Source organism: Bradyrhizobium sp. AS23.2, assembly GCF_001908185.1.
In the GTDB taxonomy this organism is placed as follows: domain Bacteria; phylum Pseudomonadota; class Alphaproteobacteria; order Rhizobiales; family Xanthobacteraceae; genus Bradyrhizobium.
This window is the reverse complement of the sequence record NZ_LGHM01000182.1, coordinates 13,136-32,396: the sequence shown is the minus strand read 5'-3', so window position 1 is coordinate 32,396 and position 19,261 is coordinate 13,136. Positions and strand designations below refer to the sequence as shown.

Genomic DNA, 19,261 nt, shown 5'->3' with positions numbered 1-19,261 from the left:
CGCTAACGTGGCATAGCGGAAGTTGGCAGGCAGCCGTCTTTTGCAGAACACGACGCTCGTGACCCTGGCTGTGTAGAAACACGAAAGATCGAAACGCAGCGAGAATTACATTCTTCATTTCGTGCTTTAAGTTGGTCGCGCTTGCGAGTTTGGGGGTTAAGAAGGTCGTGGACGAATAGCTTCTTCTCTCGCCATCAAGCGCCTCGGCGTTTTCACACAGCCAAGACCCAAAGCCGACGTATCCCCGCGGGTAAGGTAGGAGTCTCATGCCCGCTACAGGGTGCCCCCGCAAAGTTGTGCCCGGAAAGAAGCGCAATCGTTCCTTTCCAGCGCGAGCGCAGCGAAGTTGGAACTCGCGTTGTGATCAGGCGCTGCATGACCTGTCCAATGAGCGAGCGACAACGCCGAGGCGACAGCTCGCGCCCTTCTATTGCGCGGGCAGCGTCGCCGGAGAGGTCCACACGTATCCTTCCGTGCCTTCGAGTTTGTAATTTTTTCCGAACTGCAGCAAGTCTCTCTCTTCGACCGATATGGTGTAGTAGTGAATTCCAGATTCCGGGTGGAAAAGGCGCCATAGTGGCGTCGTGTTCGGCTGTTGCGTCGCCGATACGTAGCAACAGATGCCTTCGGCGGTATAGTCCCACTGGGCTGCGGCGATGCGGCCCTCTTTTTGATCTGTTGTGAAGAGGTGGTCCCGGAGACGATCGTTTTTGTATCTGTACAAGGGGACGGTACCGCTTACGGGGACATTGAAGACGTACATATCAATCTCGTCCCGTTTTTGCCATCCCCAGAATGAGGTGATGGTGTTTACCTCATTGGTGTCGGTGGTGATCAGAAAAATGCACCGTCTGGGAAAAATCACCACGCACTCATTTCCGTGGATGACCGAGCCTCCGATAGGTACATCAATGTTGGGGTTGAGATTCCACAAACTTACAAGCCGCACTGTGGCCACATCATCGGCAACGGCCATGCCTGGGAAGGCAAGGCAAGCGCACAACGCCAATGCCGATGCAAATTTTCGCGATGACATGATACATTCCTTTCGAGAAACTCCCCTCTTATCTGTTAGTGGGGCCGGAGCGATTTCATTTCGTCTGCCTTTCTTGCCCCAAGCTCGGCTCGGGAGGGCCCAGAGTCGCACAAGATGATGTTCGGCTCCTGCTGCCCCGTCTCGGGATTGAAATGGGTGCCCGGGTTGTCGCAGTCAATCTCTCGTTGTGGCGTCTGCTTCTGGCCTAAGACCGTCGGCTTTTCCCAGACATAGCCAATCACGCCCTCGAGCTCGTACCCGTCGTTGAACTCCGCGCTGTCGCGCTCACGCGGCGACGCCGTGTAGTAGTGATCGATCCGTTTCTTGCTGTAGAGCCGGTAGAGCGGCACGGTCCCCGGAAGCTGTGTGGAAGCGATGTAGCAGCAAATGCCTTCGTCGGTGAAACCCTCTCGCTTCACGGCTCGCATCGCTTCCGTCTGGTCGACCGTGAAGAAATGGTGATCGATCAGGGTGTCGCGCCACCCCTCCTGTTTATAGAGTCGGTAGAGGGGCACGGATCCGGCGACCTGATGGTCGAACACGAAACCGATGGGCCCTTCAAACTCCCAATGGAGAAAGTCCTGCATCGTTCGCATTTCGTCATCGCTGACGGTCATGTGATGATTCCAGGTCTTAGTGATGGCGGCTAGGTCGTTCGTCGATTTGCGAAAGCCGTCAAGCTCAACAGTCGCATCTTGCGCAAATGCCGGGGCAGCCAGCAGCCCGAAAAAGCAGAGGGTAAGCGATAGCCATTGGCGCATCGGACGCTCCCTAGTCGCAGGGTTGCCCATGTCCGTTCAACGGCCTGATCTCCTGGAATATACCGCACGTCTGCAAGATAAAGACGGATCTATGGAGAAGGGTCGAAGATTGGCTCAATAACTCATCTTATATCCAATTCCTGCCTCGAGCCCAACACCGACAATGACCGCTAATGGCCCTTCGCGACGAAATCCGCATCTCGCCTGCATGTCGGCGCTGAGGGGGTAGACCGGACCCGATAGAGATCGGGCAAAACCGGCGCGATTGACCCCAAGCGGTCAGAAACGCTTGAGGAACGTGGGCCTCTTAAGATCGGGGAACAATCCCTCCCTCTCCGCCAATCAGTCGTGATTGATGTTTGGATTTCCGGGAGTATAATTTACATCATCGGCTTGCCGGGATGGGAGTCGTCAAATGAGCGTACAAGTCGAACAGAAGAGCTATGAAATGCCCCCGCGAGAGGGGATGAGCATCGCGCAGTTTCTCACTGTCGCCGACATCGAGCGATCGGCTCGCTACTACGAAAAGGTCTTCGGCGCTCGCATTCTCAGTCTTGGTGACGGCAACGCGCCTGGGTACCTCCAGCTTGCGAATATTTGGATGATTCTGAACGTTGGCGGCGGGCCGACCCCGGATAAGCCGACAGTAACGCTCAGCGTCCCCGACCCGAATCACATCAACAGTTTTTTGAATCTCCGCGTTGCGGACATTCAAGCATGCTATGAACTATGGAAGAGTCGGGGGGCCGAGTTCATCACGAAGCCGATTCCCAAGTACGGCGAGATTCGCTGCTACATCCGCGATCCTGACGGTTATCTCATCGAGGTCGGACAGAGCACAGACCTCAAATACGGTTAACGCTCAGCACGCAAAAGCATTCTCATAGCCCGAGCGGATTGACGGGAGATACCGGACGTCACCAAGTCGCAATCTCCGCTTTGCTGACCTGCCGATCAGCGGCCGGCCAAATTCGAGTTGGTGCGTCAAGACCGCCAAGTCGCTCAGCCTCAAAGTGCCGCCGTCGCTACTCGCGCAGGCCAAAGAGGTGATCGAATGAGGGTCAGCCGCATGTCGGCTCGTGGCCCGAAGCGGCGGTTGAGGGAAGTCTGCTATTCCGCCGCTGTCGGGGGATAAGCAGGCATCTGGCGAACGGGCCAAAGATGACGCGAGTGGACCACTGCCGACCTAGTACACGCCTAGCAGAGGTGCCGCCGCCGGCCGTAGCGCGGACGAGCGAGCCGCACATTGATCCCGCTTTGCTGCGGCGGGCACATTGCTCTCTTTTCCAGATTCTTGTTGCGGCCGGCGCGCTCTGGCGATGAACTGGATGGCCCTGCCGTGTCCCAACGACTGAGAAGAGCAAGAACCATGTTCCTGATCGGCCAATACGACTCTCCCTTCGTCCGCCGCGTCGCGATTGCGCTCCGGCTTTACGGGCTCGCCTTCGACCACAAGCCGTGGTCGACCTTCGGCGATGCCGACAAGATCGCGCCGTACAATCCGCTGCGCCGCGTGCCGACGCTGGTGCTCGACGACGGCGAGGCGCTGATCGAGAGCACGATCATTCTGGATTATCTCGACGAGCTCGCAGGATCAGAGAAGGCGATGCTGCCGCGAGGCGGCGCCGAGCGGCGGCGTCACCTGCGCATCTGCGCGCTCGCTTCCGGCCTTGGCGACAAGGCGGTCAGCCTGCTCTACGAGCGTGTGCTGCGGAAGGAGCAGCTTGTGCTGTGGGTCGAGCGCTGCCAGGCGCAGATCTCGGACGTGCTCGGTGTGCTGGAGGCCGAGCGTGGCAAGGTGACGACGCCGTACTGGCTGGGTGACCGCATCGGCCACGCCGACATCGCGGTCGCCTGCGTCGTCCGCTTCACCCGCGAGGCGCATCCGCAATTGTTCGATGCCGCGCGTTACCCGGCGCTGTCAGCGCATGCCGAGCGTTGCGAAGGATTGCCCGCGTTTAGGGAGATCGTGCAACCGCTGGCGCCGCCGAAGGGGTGAGAGGGCATCCGTGTCCCGGACGCGGTGCAGCCTAGGCGATGCGAAGCATCGTCCGGCAACGCTGCGCCGCAGAGCCGGGACCCAGGTGGTCACACGCAACGCCGCGAATGTGGGCCCCGGCTCTGCAGCGCATCACCATAGCGCGTCGAAGACGCGCGTAAACGCGCTTCTGGTGCTGCGCAGCGTCCGGGGCACGAGACCGAGAAGAGGTGAGGGGGTACTCACATCCGCCGCAGTACAAAACTGACGCGATAGGCGATGATGGAGTATTACAGGTGTTTTGCCCGACGCAGCAAGTCGTTTCGGTAGGACCGAAATTCTCTAGGCCTTTCAACCCCACTTCTACTGTGCATGGGGTTGTTTTTGACTTTTTGGTTTTGGAGCGAAGGCGGGCCTACCCCGCCCCCGCGCGCTTTTTCTGCCAGACCAGGTGCACCGCGCAGGTGCAGCCCGGCGGATGCGAGGCGAGATCCTTCGACGTCTCGTCATTCGCGGGCGTTGCCGCGAAGGCCTTGTCGTTCCCCTCTCGCGACGGGATGTAGTTCAGGATCGGTGCGAGCCAGCGCTCGGTCTCGGCCGTCGTCATGCCCTTGCGCGCGGCGTAGTCCTCGACCTGGTCGCGCTCGATCTTGCCGACGCCGAAATAATAGCTCTCGGGGTTCGCGAAATAGAGCCCGGACACGCTCGAGCCCGGCCACATCGCAAAGCTCTCGGTCAGCTTCACGCCGGCGGTCGCTTCCGCGTCGAGCAGTTCGAACAGCGTCGCCTTCTCGGTGTGATCGGGCTGCGCGGGATAGCCGGGTGCGGGGCGGATGCCCTGGTACTTCTCCAGGATCATCTCGTCGTTGGTGAGGCTCTCGTCCGGCGCATAGGCCCAGAACTCGCGGCGCACGCGGGCATGCATGCGCTCGGCAAAGGCCTCGGCGAGGCGATCGGCCAGCGCCTTGCACAGGATCGAGGAATAGTCGTCGTTGGCCATCTTGAAGCGGTCGGCGACCGCATCCTCGCCGATACCGGCAGTGACGACGAAGCCGCCGACATAGTCGGGAACGCCGGTGCCGACGGGCGCGATGAAGTCGGAGAGCGCCGCATTGAAACGGCCCTCACGCTTCTCGAGCTGCTGGCGCAGCGTGTGCAGGGTCCCGATGCTCTTCGTCCGGCTCTCGTCGGCATAGAGCACGATGTCGTCGCCTTCAGTATTCGCGGGCCAGAAGCCGATCGTCGCGCGCGCCCGGAACCATTTCTCCTTGACGATGGTGTCGAGCATCTTTCGCGCGTCGTCGTAGAGCGAGCGCGCGACCTCGCCGACGGTCTTGTCGTCGAGGATGGCAGGAAAGCGGCCGGCGAGCTCCCAGGTCTGGAAGAATGGCGTCCAATCGATGTAGTCGACGAGCTCCGCGAGGTCGTAGTCGTCGAACGTCTTGATGCCGAGGAAGGTCGGCTTCACGGGCTTGCTCACGGCAAAGTCGACCGGCACGCGGTTGGCGCGGGCAGCGGCCAGCTTCAGGCGCTTCTTGTCGGCCTGTGCGCGCAGATGGGCTGCGGAGATCTTGGCATATTCGGCGCGCACCTCGGCGGCGTAAGCGTTTCGCCTCTCCGGCGACAGCAGCGCGGAGGCGACGCCCACCGCGCGGCTGGCGTCGTTCACATGCACCACAGGGCCCGCCTGATAGCTCGGATCGATCTTGACGGCCGTGTGCACGCGGCTCGTCGTCGCGCCGCCGATCAGCAGCGGCAGCTTCAGGCCTTCGCGCTGCAATTCGCCGGCAAAGAACGCCATCTCGTCGAGCGAGGGCGTGATCAGGCCGGAGAGGCCGACGATATCGGCCTGTTCGGTTTTCACGGTCTCGACGATCTTGGCCGCCGGCACCATCACGCCGAGGTCGATGACCTCGAAATTGTTGCACTGGAGCACGATGCCGACGATGTTCTTGCCGATGTCGTGGACGTCGCCCTTGACGGTCGCGAGCACGATCTTGCCGGCGGAGCTGGAGCCTTCCGTGCCGATGCCGTTGGCGAGGTTGCGCGCCTTTTCGTCCTCCATGAACGGCATCAGCCACGCGACCGCCTGCTTCATCACGCGTGCGGATTTCACCACCTGCGGCAGGAACATCTTGCCGTCGCCGAAGAGGTCGCCGACCACGTTCATGCCGGCCATGAGCGGCCCCTCGATCACGTCGAGCGGGCGCGTCGCGGACTTGCGGGCTTCTTCGGTGTCGACGTCGATGAACTCGGTGATGCCGTGGACGAGCGCGTGTGACAGCCGCTTCTCCACCGGCCATTCGCGCCAGGCGAGATCGGCTTCCTTGGCTTCGGTCTTCTTGCCGCGGAATTTCTCCGCCAGCGCCAGCAGGCGTTCGGAAGCACCGGGATCGCGGTTGAGGACGACATCCTCGCACACCTCGCGCAGCTCGGGATCGATGTCGTCATAGACGACCATCTGCCCGGCATTGACGATGCCCATGTCCATGCCGGCCTTGATGGCGTGATACAGGAACACCGAGTGCATGGCCTCGCGCACCGGCTCGTTGCCGCGGAACGAGAACGAGAGGTTCGAGACGCCGCCCGAGATGTGCGCGCCCGGCAGGTTCTGGCGGATCCAGCGCGTCGCCTCGATGAAGTCGACGCCGTAATTGTTGTGCTCCTCGATGCCGGTCGCGATCGCGAAGATGTTCGGATCGAAGATGATGTCTTCCGGCGGGAAGCCGACGCGGTTCACCAGGATGTCGTAGGCGCGCTTGCAGATCTCGGTCTTGCGGGCGAACGTATCGGCCTGGCCGACCTCGTCGAACGCCATCACCACGACGGCCGCGCCGTGACGGCGGGCGATCTTGGCCTCGTGGATGAACTTCTCCTCGCCTTCCTTCATCGAGATCGAGTTGACGATCGGCTTGCCCTGTACGCATTTCAGGCCGGCCTCGATGACGGTGAATTTCGAGGAATCGACCATCACGGGGACGCGGGCGATGTCAGGCTCGGCGGCGACGAGGTTGAGGAAGGTCACCATCGCGGCTTCGGAATCGAGCAGGCCCTCGTCCATGTTGACGTCGATAACTACCGCGCCGTTCTCGACCTGGTCGCGCGCGACCTGCAGCGCTGCCGTATAGTCGCCGTTGGTGATCAGTTTGCGGAAACGGGCCGAGCCGGTGACGTTGGTACGCTCGCCGACGTTGACGAAGGGGATCGCGTCCGTCAGCACGAACGGCTCGAGGCCGGAGAGCCTTAAGCGCGGCTCGATCTCCGGCACGATGCGCGGCTTGTGCGGGGCGACCGCAGCGGCGATCGCCGCGATATGGTCCGGCGTGGTGCCGCAGCAGCCGCCGACGATGTTGACGAGGCCGTCGCGGGCGAACTCGCCGACCAGGCGCGCCATGTACTCCGGCGTCTCGTCATACTGGCCGAATTCGTTGGGCAGGCCGGCATTGGGATAGGCGCAGACCAGCGTATCGGCCACGCGGCCGATATCGGCGATATGTGCGCGCAGATCTTCGGCGCCGAGCGCGCAGTTGAAGCCGATGGTGACAGGCTTGGCGTGCCGCACCGAATTCCAGAACGCTTCCGGCATCTGCCCGGAGAGCAGGCGGCCGGATTTGTCGGTGATGGTGCCGGACACCATCACGGGCACGTCGATGCCCCGCTGTTCCGTGATCTCGGCGATCGCATAGAGCGCCGCCTTGGCGTTCAGCGTGTCGAAGATGGTCTCGACCAGCAGGAGGTCGACGCCGCCGTCGAGCATGCCGTTGACCTGTTCGCCATAGGCTTTGCGTAAGTCATCGAAGGTGACGGCGCGGTATCCGGGATTGGCGACGTCGGGCGAGATCGAGGCGGTGCGGTTGGTAGGCCCAATGGCCCCGGCAACGAAGCGCGGCTTGCCATCCTCCGCTTCAACGCGTCTTGCAGCGTTGCCGGCGAGGCGGGCGCCTTCGCACGCCATTTCATAGACGATGTCGGTGAGGTCGTAATCGGCCTGCGCGATCGACGTCGTGGAGAAGGTGTTGGTCGCGACGATGTCGGCGCCGGCGCGCAAATAGGCGGCGTGGATGTCCTCGATCGCCTTCGGCTGGGTCAGGATCAGGAGATCGTTGTTGCCGCGCAGGTCGCGATGGAAATTCTTGAAGCGCTCGCCACGGAAGGCGGCCTCGTCGAACTGGAGCGCCTGGATCATGGTGCCCATGGCGCCGTCGAGCACGAGGATGCGCTCACGCGCGGCGTTCAGAAGGGCAGTTCGCTTGGGAGAGGGTGATACGGTCATGTTGTCTTACGCCGCCTTCTGCGCGCTCTTGGCGCGAATGCCGAGCAAATGGCTGATCGCGAACACGAGATCGGCGCGGTTCATGGTGTAGAAATGGAAGGTGTCGACGCCGTGCTTTGCCAGTTTCTGCACCTGGCCGGCCGCGACAGTCGCGGCCACCAGCTTGCGGGTCTCGGCGTCGTCATCGAGGCCCTCGAATTTCGCCGCGAACCAGTCGGGCACGGTCGTGCCGGCGCGGGTGACGAAATTGCGGGCCTGCTTGAAATTGTGCATGGGCATGATGCCCGGCACGATCGGGATGTTGATGCCGCGGGCGCGGACGCGGTCGAGGTAGCGGAAGTAGAGGTCGTTATCGAAGAAGACCTGGGTGATCGCGCGCGTTGCGCCCGCGTCGACCTTTGCCTTCAGCGTATCGATGTCGGCGTCGAAGTCGCGCGCTTCAGGGTGTTTCTCGGGATAGGCCGAGACCGAGACCTCGATGTCGGCATGCCGCTTCTTGATCCCCGCGACGAGCTCGGCGGAGCTCTGGTAGCCGTCGGGATGGCTGGAATAGGGCGTGCCGATGCCGCCGGGCGGATCGCCGCGCAGGCCGACGATGTGGCGGACGCCGACCTCGTGATAGCGATCGACGATCTCGTCGATCTCGCCGCGCGAGGCGCCGACGCAGGTCAGATGCGCGGCCGGCAGCAGCGCGGTCTCCTTCAGGATGCGGGCGATGGTCGAATGGGTGCGCTCGCGCGTCGAGCCGCCGGCGCCGTAGGTCACCGAGACGAATTTCGGGTCGAGCGGGGCCAGCCGGTTGATGGTCTCCCAGAGATTGCGCTCCATCTCCTCGGTCTTGGGCGGGAAGAACTCAAAGGAGATCGCAGGCCGCTTCACGGCAAGGTGCCCGTCTTGCCCGTCGGCTTGGGCAGGCGTCGTCAGATCAGTCATGGCACCACTCACTCCAGGGTCTTCGCGGCCGGCGGTCAGGTCTAGATTTGCAGAGGCTAAGATAAGCCAAAGCAGCCGCGCTCGACAGCCCATCGATGATGGGAAGTAGCCCACTTTTGCTAATATGAAACGAATTTTTCGTTCGTCAGAGCAGATGGGTGGGTAATCCGTTTTATAGAAAATAATTATTGTAAAGCAATATGTTAACGGAATTTAAGCGGCAAGAGAATGCAATCTGTCTCCGTGGGCAATGTGAAATTCGAGTTGCCGATAGGACGTGTATCCCACAAAGCCGGGCTCGATTCGGCACGTGGCCTCTCGGCTTGTGCGCGCCAGACCTGCGCGGTCTGCCCATTGCCGCCGCGCCGGCCTCCACTACGTTAGCGCGCCATGATTCCGCTCTCAGTCCTCGACCTCTCCGTCGTCACCACGGGCACAAAACCCTCCGCAGCGCTGCGCAACAGCATCGACTTGGCGCGGCATGTCGACGGGCTCGGCTATGTCCGCTACTGGCTCGCCGAGCACCACAACCTCGCCTCGGTCGCGAGCCCCGCCCCCGACGTGATGATCGGGCAGATCGCGGCGGTGACGGAGCACATCCGTGTCGGCTCCGGCGGCGTCATGTTGCCGAATCACGCCCCGCTGGTCGTAGCCGAGCGCTTCAAGATGCTGGAGGCGCTGTTTCCCGGCCGCATTGACCTCGGCCTCGGCCGCGCGCCCGGCACGGATGGCGCCACGGCCTACGCGCTCCGCAGCCGGCTCGACCGGCGCGAGGGCGACGACTTCCTGGAGCGGCTGCACGAATTGATCCTGTGGGAGACCCGCGAATTTCCCTCAGGCCACCCCTACAACAACGTCGTCGCGATGCCTGACGACACGCCACTTCCGCCGATCTGGCTGCTCGGCTCCAGCGACTATTCGTCGGAACTGGCCGCTCAGGTCGGCATGGGCTTTGCCTTCGCCCATCATTTCGCATCCCACGATGCGATCGATGCGATGGTGCATTACCGCAATCGTTTCCAGCCTTCGGCCTGGCGCGCGAGCCCGCACGCGATCCTCGCCGTCGCCGTCATCGCGGCAGACACGGATGAAGAGGCCGAAAAGCTTGCCACCTCTTTCGACCTCAACCGGCTACGCCGCGACCGCGGTCAATATCTGCCGCTGCCGAGCGTCGAAAAGGCGCTGGCCTATCCCTATACGGATTCAGAACGTACTTCGATCGCCCGCAACCGCTCGCGCCTGTTCGTCGGCAGCCCCGCGACGGTGCAGAAGAAGCTTCAGCCGCTGATCGACGCGAGCAAGCCGGACGAATTGATGGTGATCACGGCCGTGTATGATCACGAGGCGCGGAAGAGGTCGTATTCGCTGCTGGCGGAGGCGTTCGGGCTGGTGAAAAGCGCGGCCGCGTAAACGCTATCGTGCCCCGGACGCAGCGCAGCGCCAAAAGCGCGTTTACGCGCGTCGTAGACGCGCTTTTGGCGGTGCGCTGCTGAGCCGGGGCCCATCCCGCCGCTGGTTCTCATGGCCCTGGGTCCCGGCTCGCGCTTCGCGCGTCCGGGACACGAGACTAATCCTGCGTCTCGCTGAACGTCGCGCGGAAGGGGTGGCCGGGATACACGCCGACAATGCGGAATTCGCGCGAGAAGAATTTCAGCTCCTCGATCGCGAAGGCGAGGCCCTTGTCCTCGGGGTGGCCGTCGACGTCGGCATAGAACTGCGTGGCGAAGAAATTGCCGTCGACCATGTAGCTCTCGAGCTTGGTCATGTTGACGCCGTTGGTGGCAAAGCCGCCCAGAGCCTTGTAGAGCGCGGCCGGCAGGTTGCGCACCCGGAATACAAAAGTCGTGACCAGCGGGCCGGAGCCTTGCACCGCCCATTTCGGCTCGCGCGCCAGCACCACGAAGCGCGTCGTGTTATGCGACTCGTCCTCGATGTCCTCGGCGAGGACGTCGAGGCCGTAGATCTGCGCGGCGAGGCGCGAGGCGATCGCGGCGACCGTCTTGTCGTTGCGCTCGGAAATGTCGCGGGCGCTGCCGGCGGTGTCGGCGTGCACGATCGGCTTGATGCCGAGCTTGCGGATGATGCGCCGGCACTGGCCGAGCGCATGCACGTGGCTCTCGACGCTCTTGATATCGGCGAGCTTGGCCCCCTTCACCGCCATCAGTTGATGCCGGATCGGCAAGAACCATTCGCCGACGATGAAGAGGCCGGAGGCCGGCAGGAGGTGATGGATGTCGGCGACGCGGCCCGCGACCGAATTCTCGATCGGGATCATGCCGAGATCGGCCTCGCCCGAGGAGATGGCCGACAGCGCGTCCTCGAAGGTGGCGCAGGGCAGCGGCTCGGCGTCGGGATAGGCCTCGACGATGGCGATGTGGGAATTGGCCCCAGGCTCGCCCTGGAATGCGATTTTCAGCTTGCTCATGATCAGTAGTAGCTCCTGGTCGGCCTTGTAACAGCGGCTCAGGATTTGGAAAGTATGCTGCGAACGGTCTCCAGGTCCGCCGGCGTGTCGACCCCGCGGGGCACGGTGTCGACGATGGTGAAGTCGATGCGCATTCCGGCCTCCAGCGCCCGGAGCTGCTCGAGCTTCTCCTGCAATTCCAGCGGCGAGGGCGGCAGCGAGACGAACCGCTCCAGCGCGGCGCGCCGATAGGCGTAGAGGCCGATATGGTGGTACCGGGGTCCGTCGCCGGTCGGCGCCGTGGCGCGGGTGAAATAAAGTGCGCGCATGCGCCTGCCCCCGAGCGAGGTTCCGACCGCCTTCACGACGCTCGGCGCGAGATCCTCCTCCTCGGTATGGATTTGCGAGGCCAGCGTGGCGATGTCCACGGCCGGGTCTCCCAGCGGCGGCAGCACCTCACGGATATTGTCGATCGTGATCGTCGGGAAATCGCCTTGGAGATTGACCACGATCTCGGCTTTTCCTGCGGGATCGAGCTTCTGCATGGCCTCGTGGATACGGTCGGAGCCGGAGGGGTGCTCGGGGCGGGTCATTACGGCCTCGCCGCCATGGGCGGTCACGACGGCCGCGATCTCCGGCGTGTCGGTTGCCACCGCGACCCGGCCGATCCCGGCGGCCTCGGCGCGGCGCAGAACGTGCACGATCATCGGCAGGCCCGCGATATCGGCGAGCGGCTTGCCGGGCAGGCGGGTGGCGGCCATGCGGGCCGGGATCAGCACCAGGATGCGGGGATCGATCATGGGTTCAAGGGCCTGGAAACGGGACGTTTTCCGCGTCGAGAAATGGAATGGGGATGGCCTGAAAGCCGGGTCGCTTATACGGGTTGCCAGACCCCGGGCAAACCGATATCTCAATGGCAAAACTCGGGGGAAAGACAAGGAACGTGTGATTCTCCCGAGGCTCGTCCTGGCGGCCGCCCGGCCGCTTGATCCTTCTTGCGGTGTGGGGCCTAGCCGGAAATGGACTCTTTCGAACTCAATAAGATTCTCGGTGCCGTGCTCGGTACCTGTCTCATCCTGCTGGTCACGAGCTTCACCGCCCAGGCGCTGTTCTCGCCCAAGATGCCGGAAAAGCCGGGCTTCGAGATCGCCGTGAAGGAAGAGGCTGGCGACAAGGGCGGCGCGGGCGCTGCCCCCGCGGCCTCCGAGCCGATCGAAAAGCTGCTCCAGACCGCCTCCGTCGAGAAGGGCGCTGCCGCTGCCAAGAAGTGCGGCGCCTGCCACACCTTCGAAAAGGGCGGCCCGAACCGCGTCGGCCCGAACCTCTTTGGCGTCGTCGGCGACCATGTCGGCGAGGGTCGTGGCGGCTTCAACTTCTCGGCCGCGATGAAGAGCAAGGGCGGCACCTGGGACTTCGAGGCGCTCAACAAGTTCATTGCCAATCCCAAGGCGGCTGTCCCCGGCACCGCGATGGGCTTCGCCGGCATTCCAAAGGACAGCGAGCGCGCCGACGTCATCGCTTATCTGAACAGCCTCTCCGACAGCCCGAAGCCGCTCCCGACCGCGGCGAAATAAGGCCTCTCGGCATCGTCTTGGAGTATGCGGCCAGGCTGAAAAGCCTGGCCGTTTCCTTATCCGGACCTCGCGAGGCCGTTATCGGGGCGTTTGGCCGCAGCGAACCGCCGTCCCGGGCTTCCAAGATGAGCAAAAAGCAACATATTCGGATCGAAACCTCGCCTATATTGAGCACTTAAAGGGGTAACCTCCTTCAAGACAGGGATATTGATTTGGCCATTACCCGACGTGATCTTTTGCTCACCGGTGCTGCAGCCGCCGCGCTTCCTGCCCTCGGTTCCGCGGCGGGCGTTCCCGTCATCGGCGCAGCCGCGGCGCAATCGGCGGGTGAGCTGTCTTCAAGTGAGCTGCCCTGGCGCCACGCATTGTCGCTGTTCGGCGACATCAAGTACCCCGCCGACTTCAAGCGCTTCGATTACGTCAATCCGGATGCGCCGAAGGGCGGCGTTGCCCGCCTGATCTCGCTCGGTACCTTCGACAATTTCAACCTCGCGGTCGCCGGCATCAAGGGTTCGCTCGCCCCGGCCGCGGCGATGATCTACGAAACGCTGATGACCCGCGCGCAGGACGAGGTCGCCACCGAATATGGCGAGCTCGCCGAGTCCGCGCAGCATCCGGACGACTTTTCCTGGGTGACCTATCGCCTGCGCAAGGAAGCGCGCTGGCACGACGGCAAGCCGGTGACGCCGGAGGACGTGATCTTCTCACTGGAGACGTTCAAGAAGCTGAGCCCGACGTACGCCTCTTACTACCGTCACGTGGCGAAGGTGGAGAAGAGCGGCGAGCGCGACGTGAAATTCACTTTCGACGCGCCCGGCAATCGCGAATTGCCGACCATCGTGGGCGAGCTCACCGTGCTGCCGAAGCACTGGTGGGAGGGCACCGATGCGCAGGGACGCAAGCGCGACATCAGCGCGACCACGCTGGAGCCGCCGCTTGGCTCCGGTCCCTACAAGATCAAGGAATTCGTCCCCGGGCGCTCGATCAAGCTCGAGCGCGTGAAGGATTATTGGGGCGCCAACGTCCCGAGCCAGATCGGCATCAACAATTTCGACGAGCTGCGCTTCGAGTTCTTCCGCGACAACCTCGTTGCGCTGGAGGCGTTCAAGGCCGACCAGGCCGACTGGATCGCGGAAAACTCCGCCAAGCAGTGGGCCACGGCCTACGATTTCCCCGCGGTCTCAGACAAGCGTGTGGTCAAGGAAGAATTCCCGATCAACGATTCCGGCCGCATGCAGGCGTTCGCCTTCAACATCCGGCGCGATCAATTCAAGGACGCGCGCCTGCGCCGGGCCTTCAACTACGCCTTCGACTTCGAGGAGATGAACAAGCAGCTCTTCTTCGGCCAGTACAAGCGCATCAACAGCTATTTCGAGGGGACCGAACTCGCCTCCTCCGGGCTGCCCGAGGGGCAGGAGCTGCAGATCCTTGAGACCGTAAAGGACAAGGTGCCGCCGGAGGTTTTCACCACGACCTACCACAATCCCGTCGGCGGTAATCCGGAGGCGGTGCGCGCCAATCTGCGTGAGGCGGCGAAGCTCCTGAAGGAGGCCGGCTTCGAGGTGCGCGACCACAAGCTCGTCGACGCCGCCGGCAAGCCGCTCTCGGTCGAGATTCTGGTGCAGGATCCGTCGTCCGAGCGCATTGCGCTGTTCTTCAAGCCGTCGCTGGAGCGGATCGGCGTCAGCACCTCGATCCGGGTCGTCGACGACGCGCAATACCAGAACCGGCTGCGCAGCTTCGACTTTGACATGATCATCGATCAATGGGGCCAGTCGCTCTCGCCCGGTAACGAGCAGCGCGAGTTCTGGGGCTCGCAGGCAGCCGACATGCCGGGGGCGCGCAACACCATCGGCATCAAGAATCCCGCGGTCGACGCACTTATCGAGAAGGTGATCTACGCCAAGAACCGCGGCGAGCTGGTCGCCGCCACCCACGCGCTCGATCGCGTGCTGCTGTGGAATTTCTATCTAGTGCCGCAATTCACCTACGGCTTCTCCCGCTACGCCCGCTGGGATCGCTTCAGCCATGCCGAGCCGTTGCCGAAATACGGCCGGTCCGGCCTGCCGACGCTGTGGTGGTATGATGCCGAAAAGGCGGCGCGCATCGGAAAACGCTCTTGAGGAAGCAATTGCGCATGGCGCAGCTTTCACGCCGGCATATGCTGGCCCTGGGTGTCGGCGGCGTGTTCAGCGCCGCCGCGCTCCGTGGCGCGGCGGCGTCCGAGGGGCCCGCCGAGGCCCACGGCATCTCGGCGTTCGGCGATCTCAAATACCCTGCTGACTTCCACCAGTTCGACTATGTCAACGTCGACGCGCCGAAGGGAGGCACGTTCTCCCTCATTCCGTCGGTGCGCGCCTACAATCAGTCCTATTTCACGTTCAACTCGCTCAACGCCTACATCCTCAAGGGGGACGGCGCGCAAGGTATGGACATGACTTTCGCGCCGCTGATGGTGCGCGCGAACGACGAGCCTGATGCGATGTACGGGCTTGCCGCCAAGTCGGTGCAGATATCACCGGACAAGCTGGTCTATCGCTTCACCATGCGGCCCGAAGCGAAATTCCACGACGGCACCAGGCTCACCGCGCACGACGCGGCGTTTTCGCTGACGGCGTTGAAGACCAAGGGACATCCGCTGATCATCGTGCAGATGCGTGACATGGTCAGCGCGGAGGCGATCGACGATGCGACGCTCGTCGTCACCTTTGCCAAGGGGCGGGCGCGCGACGTGCCGCTCTATGTCGCGAGCCTGCCGATCTTCTCGACAGCATACTATGCGTCTCGCCCGTTCGACGAAACGTCTCTGGAGACCCCATTGGGCTCGGGGCCATACAAGGTCGGCAAGTTCGAGGTCAATCGCTACATCGAGTTCGAGCGGGTGAAGGACTGGTGGGCTGCCGATCTGCCGGTTTGCCGCGGCAGCTACAATTTTGACGTCGTGCGCTATGAGTTCTATCGCGACCGCGACGTCGCCTTCGAGGGTTTTACCGGCAAGAATTATCTCTACCGCGAAGAGTTCACCTCGCGCATCTGGGCGACGCGCTATGACTTTCCTGCCGCGAAGGATGGTCGCGTCAAGCTCGAAATCGTGCCCGACGACACGCCGTCCGGGGCGCAGGGCTGGTTCATCAACACGCGGCGCGAGAAATTCAAAGACCCGCGCGTGCGCGAGGCTCTGATCGACGCCTTCGACTTCGAGTGGACGAACAAGACCATCATGTACGGCGCTTATGCCCGTACGGTGTCGCCGTTCCAGAACTCCGATCTCATGGCAAGCGATGGGCCTCCTTCACCGGAGGAGCTGAAGCTGCTGGAGCCATTTCGCGGACAGGTTCCCGACGAAGTGTTCGCCACACCGTTTACGCCTCCGGTCTCGGACGGCTCCGGTCAAGACCGCAGCCTGTTGCGCAAGGCGCAGCAATTGCTGAACGAGGCCGGCGTGCCCATCAAGGACGGTAAACGGGTGCTGCCGAACGGCGAGGTGTTCAGGATCGAGTTCCTGTTGGACGAACCCTCTTTCCAGCCGCACCATGCGCCCTACATCAAGAATCTGGCGACGCTCGGCATCGAAGCGAGTGTGCGCCTCGTCGATGCCGTGCAACACAAGGCGCGCCAGGAAGACTTTGATTTCGACATGACGATCCAGCGTTTCAGCATGTCGGCAACGCCGGGCGACGCCATGCGCGCATTCTTCTCCTCTCAGGTCGCGGCAACCAAGGGCTCCTACAATCTCGCGGGCGTCTCCAGTCCGGCCATCGACGCCATGATCGAGAAAATCATCGCGGCCGACAACCGCGAGGAATTGACCGTCGCCTGCCGCGCCTTCGATCGCCTGTTTCGCGCCGGTCGCTATTGGGTGCCGCAGTGGTATAACAAGACGCACCGGCTTGCTTATTGGGATCAGTTCGCTCATCCGCAGAAGCTGCCGCGTTACGCCAACGGCGTCGGCGCCCCCGACATCTGGTGGCATGATGGCGCCAAAGCGGCCAAGCTCGAGCAGGCGAAATAGCCATGAGCGCCTATATCGCCCGCCGCATCCTCCTGATGATCCCGACGCTGCTTGGGATCCTCTTCGTCTCCTTCATCGTCGTGCAGTTCGCGCCCGGCGGTCCGGTCGAGCGCGTGATCGCGCAACTGTCCGGGGCCGACACCGGTGGCAGCTCCCGCATTTCAGGCGGCGGTGATTTCGCACAGCGTGCGCCGGGGCAACTCGGCGCCGGAGGCGATGCCATCAACTCGAAATACCGCGGCGCGCAGGGCCTAGACCCCGACTTCATCAAGAAGCTGGAGGCGCAGTTCGGTTTCGACAAGCCGGCGCCGGAACGCTTCGCGCTGATGGTGTGGAATTTCTCCCGCTTCGATTTCGGCAAGAGCTATTTCCGCGACGTCAGCGTGATCCAACTGATCAAGGAGAAGCTGCCGGTCTCGATCTCGCTCGGCATCTGGCTGACGCTGATCACCTATCTAATCTCGATCCCGCTCGGCATCCGCAAAGCGGTCAAGGACGGCACGCGCTTCGACACCTGGACCTCGGCCGTGATCATCATCGGCTTTGCGATCCCCGGCTTCCTGTTCGCGATCCTCCTGATCATTCTGTTCGCTGGCGGCTCCTTCTTCAACCTGTTCCCGCTGCGCGGGCTGACCTCGGACGGTTGGTGGCAGTTTCCCTGGTACTGGAAGATCATCGACTATTTCTGGCATCTGACCCTGCCGCTGCTCTCGATGGGCCTGAGTGCATTCGCGACCATGACGCTGCTCACCAAGAACTCGTTCCTGGACGAGATCCGTAAGCAGTATGTCATGACCGCGCGGGCCAAGGGCTGTAGCGAAGGGCAGGTGCTCTACGGCCACATCTTCCGCAACGCGATGCTGATCGTGATCGCGGGCTTCCCGGGCGCCTTCATCCACGCCTTCTTCTCGGGCTCTCTTTTGATCGAGACCATCTTCTCGCTCGACGGGCTCGGGCTGCTCAGTTTCGAGAGCGTGCTCAACCGCGACTATCCCGTCGTGTTCGGCACGCTCTACATCTTTTCGCTCGTCGGCCTCGTGGTCAATCTGATCTCCGATCTGACCTATATGTGGATCGATCCGCGGATCGACTTCGAGGCGAGGGAGGTCTGATGACACTGACCGCCCCGACCCCGATCGAAACCACAACGGGTTCGCCGCTCGGCGAAGCCGTGCCGATCACGCGCAAGCCGTTCGCGCCGTCGCCGCTCAACAGGCGGCGCTGGGAGAATTTCAAGGCAAACCGGCGCGGCTACTGGTCGTTCTGGATCTTCATGGTCCTGTTCGTGGTGTCGCTGTTCGCCGAGCTGATCGCCAACGACCGGCCGTTCCTGATCAAGTATGACGGCCACCTCTACTGGCCGGCCTTCGTCACCTATTCGGAGACGACCTTCGGCGGCGACTTCGAAACCGCGGCCGATTATCGCGATCCCTATTTGCAGAAGCTGATCAAGGACAAGGGCGGCAGCATCGTCTGGCCGCTGATCCGCTACTCCTACGATACCCACAATCTCGATCTGCCGACGCCGGCTCCGTCGCCGCCGACCTGGATGCTGACGGAAGCGCAGTGCAAGCCGGTCGTCGAGAAGAAGGGCCTGAAGAGCTGCCGCGACCTCGAATACAATTGGCTCGGCACCGACGATCAGGGCCGCGACGTCGTGGCGCGGCTGATCTACGGCTTCCGCATCTCGGTACTGTTTGGCCTCTGCCTCACCATCGTCTCCTCGATCGTCGGCGTCGCCGCCGGTGGCATCCAGGGCTATTTCGGCGGCTGGATCGATCTCACCTTCCAGCGCTTCATCGAGATATGGACCGCGATCCCTTCGCTCTATCTGCTGCTGATCCTGTCGTCGGTGCTGGTGCCCGGCTTCTTCGTGCTGCTCGGCATCCTGCTGCTGTTCTCATGGGTGTCGCTGGTCGGCCTCGTGCGTGCTGAATTCCTGCGCGGCCGCAATTTCGAGTACATCCAGGCGGCACGTGCGCTCGGCGTGTCGAATGCGGTGATCATGTTCCGGCATCTGCTGCCGAACGCGATGGTCGCGACCATGACGTTCCTGCCGTTCATCGTCTCGTCCTCGGTGATGACGCTGACCGCGCTGGACTTCCTCGGCTTCGGCCTGCCGCCCGGCTCGCCCTCGCTCGGTGAGCTCCTGTCGCAGGGCAAGTCGAATGTGCAGGCTCCGTGGCTCGGCTTCACCGGCTTCTTCTCGGTGGCGATCATGCTGTCGCTGCTGATCTTCATCGGCGAAGCCGTGCGCGACGCCTTCGATCCGCGCAAGACGTTCAAGTGA

General features: G+C 62.8%; 14 protein-coding genes. 8 read left to right on the top strand and 6 right to left on the bottom strand.

Annotated features, from left to right (window positions below):
- Positions 1 to 427: 427 nt before the first annotated feature.
- Together AC630_RS34405 and AC630_RS34400 are read right to left on the bottom strand one after the other, a co-directional pair.
- Positions 428 to 1,036, bottom strand: coding sequence for a hypothetical protein (locus AC630_RS34405; protein WP_143198533.1), 609 nt, complete (start codon positions 1,034 to 1,036; stop codon positions 428 to 430).
- A gap of 35 nt (positions 1,037 to 1,071) precedes the next feature.
- Positions 1,072 to 1,797, bottom strand: a complete 726-nt coding sequence (locus tag AC630_RS34400; RefSeq protein WP_074122864.1) for a hypothetical protein — start codon at positions 1,795 to 1,797, stop codon at positions 1,072 to 1,074.
- 415 nt (positions 1,798 to 2,212) lie between these two features.
- On the opposite strand from AC630_RS34400, the gene AC630_RS34395 reads away from it, so the two are divergent.
- Entirely contained in the window at positions 2,213 to 2,656 is a 444-nt protein-coding gene (locus AC630_RS34395) for a VOC family protein (protein WP_074122863.1), read from the top strand.
- 510 nt (positions 2,657 to 3,166) lie between these two features.
- A complete protein-coding gene (locus tag AC630_RS34390; protein ID WP_074122862.1) occupies positions 3,167 to 3,796 on the top strand; it encodes a glutathione S-transferase family protein in 630 nt (209 codons plus the stop codon).
- A 394-nt stretch (positions 3,797 to 4,190) separates the two neighbouring features.
- On the opposite strand, the gene metH is transcribed toward AC630_RS34390, so the two are convergent.
- A complete protein-coding gene (gene metH, locus AC630_RS34385; RefSeq protein ID WP_074122861.1) occupies positions 4,191 to 8,048 on the bottom strand; it encodes a methionine synthase in 3,858 nt (1,285 codons plus the stop codon).
- A gap of 6 nt (positions 8,049 to 8,054) precedes the next feature.
- The gene (gene metF / locus AC630_RS34380; RefSeq protein ID WP_074122867.1) at positions 8,055 to 8,981 is read right to left on the bottom strand and encodes a methylenetetrahydrofolate reductase [NAD(P)H]; all 927 of its coding nucleotides are present in this window, start codon (positions 8,979 to 8,981) and stop codon (positions 8,055 to 8,057) included.
- Positions 8,982 to 9,371: 390 nt separating this feature from the next.
- Between metF and AC630_RS34375 the strand changes: the two genes are divergently transcribed.
- Positions 9,372 to 10,391, top strand: coding sequence for an LLM class flavin-dependent oxidoreductase (locus tag AC630_RS34375; RefSeq protein ID WP_074122860.1), 1,020 nt, complete (start codon positions 9,372 to 9,374; stop codon positions 10,389 to 10,391).
- 157 nt (positions 10,392 to 10,548) lie between these two features.
- Here AC630_RS34375 and AC630_RS34370 read toward each other — a convergent pair whose 3' ends face one another.
- Positions 10,549 to 11,406, bottom strand: a complete 858-nt coding sequence (locus AC630_RS34370) for a prephenate dehydratase (protein WP_074122859.1) — start codon at positions 11,404 to 11,406, stop codon at positions 10,549 to 10,551.
- Between the two features lie 38 nt (positions 11,407 to 11,444).
- Positions 11,445 to 12,185 carry a 3-deoxy-manno-octulosonate cytidylyltransferase gene (locus AC630_RS34365; protein WP_074122858.1) on the bottom strand — a complete coding sequence of 247 codons (741 nt, stop codon included), beginning with the start codon at positions 12,183 to 12,185 and terminating at the stop codon, positions 11,445 to 11,447.
- A 219-nt stretch (positions 12,186 to 12,404) separates the two neighbouring features.
- Between AC630_RS34365 and AC630_RS34360 the strand changes: the two genes are divergently transcribed.
- The 5 genes from AC630_RS34360 to AC630_RS34340 all read left to right on the top strand — a co-directional run bounded on the left by AC630_RS34360 (position 12,405) and on the right by AC630_RS34340 (position 19,261).
- A complete protein-coding gene (locus tag AC630_RS34360) occupies positions 12,405 to 12,959 on the top strand; it encodes a c-type cytochrome (RefSeq protein ID WP_074122857.1) in 555 nt (184 codons plus the stop codon).
- A gap of 212 nt (positions 12,960 to 13,171) precedes the next feature.
- Positions 13,172 to 15,082, top strand: coding sequence for an extracellular solute-binding protein (locus tag AC630_RS34355; protein WP_074122856.1), 1,911 nt, complete (start codon positions 13,172 to 13,174; stop codon positions 15,080 to 15,082).
- A 14-nt stretch (positions 15,083 to 15,096) separates the two neighbouring features.
- Positions 15,097 to 16,971 carry an extracellular solute-binding protein gene (locus AC630_RS34350; RefSeq protein WP_074122855.1) on the top strand — a complete coding sequence of 625 codons (1,875 nt, stop codon included), beginning with the start codon at positions 15,097 to 15,099 and terminating at the stop codon, positions 16,969 to 16,971.
- Between the two features lie 2 nt (positions 16,972 to 16,973).
- Positions 16,974 to 18,083 (top strand): microcin C ABC transporter permease YejB, encoded by a 1,110-nt coding sequence (locus AC630_RS34345; protein WP_074122854.1) that lies wholly within the window; start codon positions 16,974 to 16,976, stop codon positions 18,081 to 18,083.
- A complete protein-coding gene (locus AC630_RS34340) occupies positions 18,083 to 19,261 on the top strand; it encodes an ABC transporter permease (protein ID WP_074122853.1) in 1,179 nt (392 codons plus the stop codon). Before AC630_RS34345 ends, AC630_RS34340 begins: the two co-directional genes overlap by 1 nt.

Excerpts from the sequence above, each read along its gene's own strand:
- AC630_RS34405 (WP_143198533.1), bottom strand. The coding sequence starts at position 1,036 with ATGTCATCGCGAAAATTTGCATCGGCATTGGCGTTGTGCGCTTGCCTT.
- AC630_RS34400 (WP_074122864.1), bottom strand. The coding sequence starts at position 1,797 with ATGCGCCAATGGCTATCGCTTACCCTCTGCTTTTTCGGGCTGCTGGCT.
- AC630_RS34395 (WP_074122863.1), top strand. The coding sequence starts at position 2,213 with ATGAGCGTACAAGTCGAACAGAAGAGCTATGAAATGCCCCCGCGAGAG.
- AC630_RS34390 (WP_074122862.1), top strand. The coding sequence starts at position 3,167 with ATGTTCCTGATCGGCCAATACGACTCTCCCTTCGTCCGCCGCGTCGCG.
- metH (WP_074122861.1), bottom strand. The coding sequence starts at position 8,048 with ATGACCGTATCACCCTCTCCCAAGCGAACTGCCCTTCTGAACGCCGCG.
- metF (WP_074122867.1), bottom strand. The coding sequence starts at position 8,981 with ATGACTGATCTGACGACGCCTGCCCAAGCCGACGGGCAAGACGGGCAC.
- AC630_RS34375 (WP_074122860.1), top strand. The coding sequence starts at position 9,372 with ATGATTCCGCTCTCAGTCCTCGACCTCTCCGTCGTCACCACGGGCACA.
- AC630_RS34370 (WP_074122859.1), bottom strand. The coding sequence starts at position 11,406 with ATGAGCAAGCTGAAAATCGCATTCCAGGGCGAGCCTGGGGCCAATTCC.
- AC630_RS34365 (WP_074122858.1), bottom strand. The coding sequence starts at position 12,185 with ATGATCGATCCCCGCATCCTGGTGCTGATCCCGGCCCGCATGGCCGCC.
- AC630_RS34360 (WP_074122857.1), top strand. The coding sequence starts at position 12,405 with ATGGACTCTTTCGAACTCAATAAGATTCTCGGTGCCGTGCTCGGTACC.
- AC630_RS34350 (WP_074122855.1), top strand. The coding sequence starts at position 15,097 with ATGGCGCAGCTTTCACGCCGGCATATGCTGGCCCTGGGTGTCGGCGGC.
- AC630_RS34345 (WP_074122854.1), top strand. The coding sequence starts at position 16,974 with ATGAGCGCCTATATCGCCCGCCGCATCCTCCTGATGATCCCGACGCTG.
- AC630_RS34340 (WP_074122853.1), top strand. The coding sequence starts at position 18,083 with ATGACACTGACCGCCCCGACCCCGATCGAAACCACAACGGGTTCGCCG.